Here is a 3,450-nt window from a genome sequence, read left to right on the forward strand (position 1 = left end):
ACGAGCTGCCGGACCCGGGGGTGGGGCAACAGCTTCTCCATGACCGGCAGGCGGGGGCTGGGCAGGGCGATCCAGTACGTGCCGTCGCCCACCGCCGAGACGTTGTCGGGGTATGCCGGCAGGTCGGTCAGCACGGTGGCCCGGCCGTCCGGCAGGTCCACCCGCAGCAGCCGGTGGGTGGCCGTCTCGACCAGCATCAGCGCCGACTCGTCCGGGGTCAGCGCCACCCCGTTGGGGAAGTACAGCCCGTCCGTCACCACCTCGGTGCGCCGGGTCCGCCGGTCGTACGCGAGCACCCGGCCGTTGGGGCGGTGCTCCAGCAGGTCGCGTCTCCAGTGCGACAGCGGGAACCGGTCCGACGAGTCGGTGAAGTAGATCGTGCCGTCCCGGGCCACCGTGGCGTTGTCGGCGAGGTGCACCGGCGGCGCGGTGCCGGTCAGCTCGTGCACCACCCCGTCGGGCGTGACCCGCAGCAGCCCCCGGTAGGCGTCGCAGACGACGAGCCCGCCGTCGACCGGGTCCAGTTCGACACCGAGCGGCCGGCCACCGGTCTCGACCAGCAGCGTCGGGCGGGTGCCGGCCGGGGCGTCCGCCGGCCACCACCAGAGCCGGCCATCCTCGTCGCCGCTGATCGCCCGGCCGTCCGGGTCGATCAGCACGTCCTCCGGTCCGTGCGCGCCGTCGGGCAGCGGCAGCAGCTCGGCCCGGTCGAGCCGGACGTCGACCGGGGCCCACGGCCCGTCCAGCGGCGGCGGCACGGTGGCCGGCTCGCGGACCGGCCGGATCAGCAGGGGCGGACGCGGGCGGGGAACGACCATCCGGCCATTCTTCCCCGCCGATGCCGTACCCGGGCAGCCCTCAGCGGCGTGTCGCCAGGGCACCCCGCCGCCGGTCAGGTGACCCGGCGGCGGATCCGCCAGTGGCCGAACCCGGCCAGCAGCCCGCTGAGCGACAGGTAGATCCCGGACTCAAGCCACTGGAATGCCCAGTAACGGCGGTTCGGCTGGTACGACAGCCGCACGTGCAGGTCGAGCCGGCCCAGGCAGACCGCCGCGTCGCCGAAGGTGCCGGTCGCCCCGGTGCCTGGCGGGTCCAGGAAGCAGTGATCGAAGCGGTCCGTCGCGAGCGGCCGGCCGTCCGCGGTGCGCAACTCGCTGACGTCGCTGACCCAGGCGTCGGGCACGGACAATCCCTTGACCACGGGGGTGCCGGTCAGGCTGCCCAGCGCCCGCGCATCGTTGATCGCCTCGGCGGTCATCGGGCGGGAGACCGTGACCGGTGGCATCAGGTGCGGGCGGACCACGTTCGGCATGACGAACTGCACCACGGTGAACACCAGGGCGGTCAGCGCCATCGCCGGCAGCGTACGGCGGACGAGCAGCCCGACCACCGTGCCGAGGGTGAACGCGAAGGCCGCGTACCCGATCGGCGCGATGTTCCGGGCGCCGAACACGATGGTGCTGAACCGGTCCCCGGCGAGCCGGTCGACCGGGCTGGCCGCCCAGGTGAGCAGCAGGCTGGCCAGGCCGGCGAAGGCCGCCGCGGCCGCACCGACGACCAGCAGCTTGACCGCGAACCAGCGGGTCCGGGTGACGCTCTGGTTCCACACAAGCCGGTGGGTGCCCGCCTCCAGTTCCCGGGCGACCAGCGGCGCGCCCCAGAACATGCCGAGCAGGGCGGGCACCAGGGCGAGCAGCCCGGCTGCGTACAGCAGGGTGTTCTGGTAGTCGCCGAGGAACTGGGCGAGGGCGCGCGCGCAGTCGCCGCCGGCACGGCACCGGGACAGGTAGATGTCCTGGTCGTGCCGGACGGCCCGGCCCAGGTGCACCAGGTAGGCGGCCAGCAGGGCCAGCCCGGCCAGGCCGGCGAGGGCCGGGGCGCGGAACTGCCGCCAGGTCAGCCGGATCACCGCCGCACCTCCGGTCCGGTCACGTCGCCGGCCGCCCGGCTCAGGTACGCCAGCACCAGTTCCTCCAGCCGGACCGGCTCCACCGTTCCGGGCAGCGCCGGCACGCCGGCCGGGGTGCGGACCACGACCCGGTCGTAGCCGCCGGCCGACTCCCGCCGGACCGGCACCACGCCGGGCGGGAGCCGGTCTAGCCCGCCGCGCGGGGCGGCCAGCCGGTGATGGTGGGCCAGCAGGTCGGGGACGTCGCCGGCGAGCTGGACCCGACCCTCGGCGAGCACCACCAGGTGGTCGCAGACCCGCGCCACGTCGCCGAGCAGGTGCGAGGAGAGCAGCGCGCTGGCGCCCAACTCGTCGACGAACTCCATCAGGTGGTGCAGGAAGCCGTCCCGGGCGAGCGGGTCCAGCGCGGCGGCCGGCTCGTCGAGAATCAGCAACTCGGGACGCTTCGCGGCGGCGATCGTGAGGGCCAGCTGGGCGCGCTGCCCGCCGGAGAGTCGGCCGGCCCGCTGTGACCGGTTCAGCCCGACCTGACTGATCCGCCGCTCCGCCAGGGCCTGGTCCCAACCCGGGTTGAGCCAGGCGCCCATCCGCACATGGTCGGCGACGGTCAGGGACGCGTACACCGGGGTGTCCTGGGCGACGTAGCCGACCCGGGCCAGGTGGGCCGCGTCGGCGGCCGGGCGGGAGCCGAGCACCCGCAGGGTGCCCTCGGTGGGGGTGATCAGCCCGCAGGCGAGCTGGAGCAGCGTGGACTTGCCGGCGCCGTTCGGCCCGACCAGGCCGATCACCCGGCCCCGGGGGATCCGCAGGTCGCAGTGGGACAGCGCCACCCGTTTGCCGTACCGCCTGGTCAGGCCCTCGGCGTGCAGCACCGGTGGGGAGTTCTCGTCGGTCATGCCCCGAGCCTTCGCGACAGCGGGACGCCCGCCATCGGCCCACGGCACGGTTCCCGGCCACCGCGACCGTACTTTTGACCGGTTCGGCCCGCGCCGCGATTCCCTAGCCTGGGCGGCATGGGAAATCCGGACCGGTGGAGCATGACGGCCGACGTCGGGCTCGGGCTCGGCTGCGCCGCCGCGACCGCCGTGCAGGCGGCCGCGCTCGCGGGTAGCTGGGGCGGGACGTACTGGGTGTTCGACTGCGCGATCGGCGCGGTGGTCACGCTGCTCGCCCTGGTCCGGCGCCGGCATCGGGGGTGGACGGCGGCCGGGGGCCTGGTGGTGGCCGCGGTCGCCGTCCTCGTCGCGGACCTGGCCGGGCTGCCGCACGAGCCGGGGCCCGCCACCGCCCTGCCGCTCGCGGTGCTGGTCGCCTCGGCGGTCGGCGCGCTGCCGGTCCGCCCGGCCGCCGCAATCGCCGCCGGCAGTCTCGCCGTGGTGGTGGTCGCAGCGGCCTCCGCCGGCGCAACCGCGGTGACCTGGTGGGCCGCCCTGGCCTGGCTGGCCGCCGTCGCGGTCGGTGCCGCGCTGCGGGTGATGGACGCCCGTCGCCGGGCCACCGCCGAGCGGGTACGCCGGGACGAGCGGCTGGAGCTGGCCCGG

The 3,450-nt window shown here is 75.6% G+C and carries 3 protein-coding genes and 1 pseudogene; 1 reads left to right on the forward strand and 3 read right to left on the reverse strand.

Annotated elements, in window-relative coordinates:
- The 3 genes from ONA70_RS35380 to ONA70_RS35390 form a co-directional block, all read right to left on the reverse strand.
- On the reverse strand, positions 1-818 hold an 818-nt coding region (locus ONA70_RS35380; protein WP_265010833.1), incomplete at its 3' end, for an SMP-30/gluconolactonase/LRE family protein.
- Positions 819-892: 74 nt separating this feature from the next.
- Positions 893-1,909, reverse strand: coding sequence for an ABC transporter permease subunit (locus ONA70_RS35385; RefSeq protein ID WP_265010834.1), 1,017 nt, complete (start codon positions 1,907-1,909; stop codon positions 893-895).
- Complete coding sequence (locus ONA70_RS35390) at positions 1,906-2,805, reverse strand: ABC transporter ATP-binding protein (RefSeq protein WP_265010835.1); 900 nt, start codon at positions 2,803-2,805, stop codon at positions 1,906-1,908. The genes ONA70_RS35385 and ONA70_RS35390 overlap by 4 nt, the downstream gene beginning before the upstream one ends.
- A 117-nt stretch (positions 2,806-2,922) precedes the next feature.
- Between ONA70_RS35390 and ONA70_RS35395 the strand changes: the two are divergent.
- Positions 2,923-3,450: pseudogene (locus ONA70_RS35395) on the forward strand (sensor histidine kinase); the annotation flags it as partial.

The sequence above is a fragment of the Micromonospora yasonensis genome (genome assembly GCF_026013475.1).
Taxonomy (GTDB): Bacteria; Actinomycetota; Actinomycetes; order Mycobacteriales; family Micromonosporaceae; genus Micromonospora; species Micromonospora yasonensis.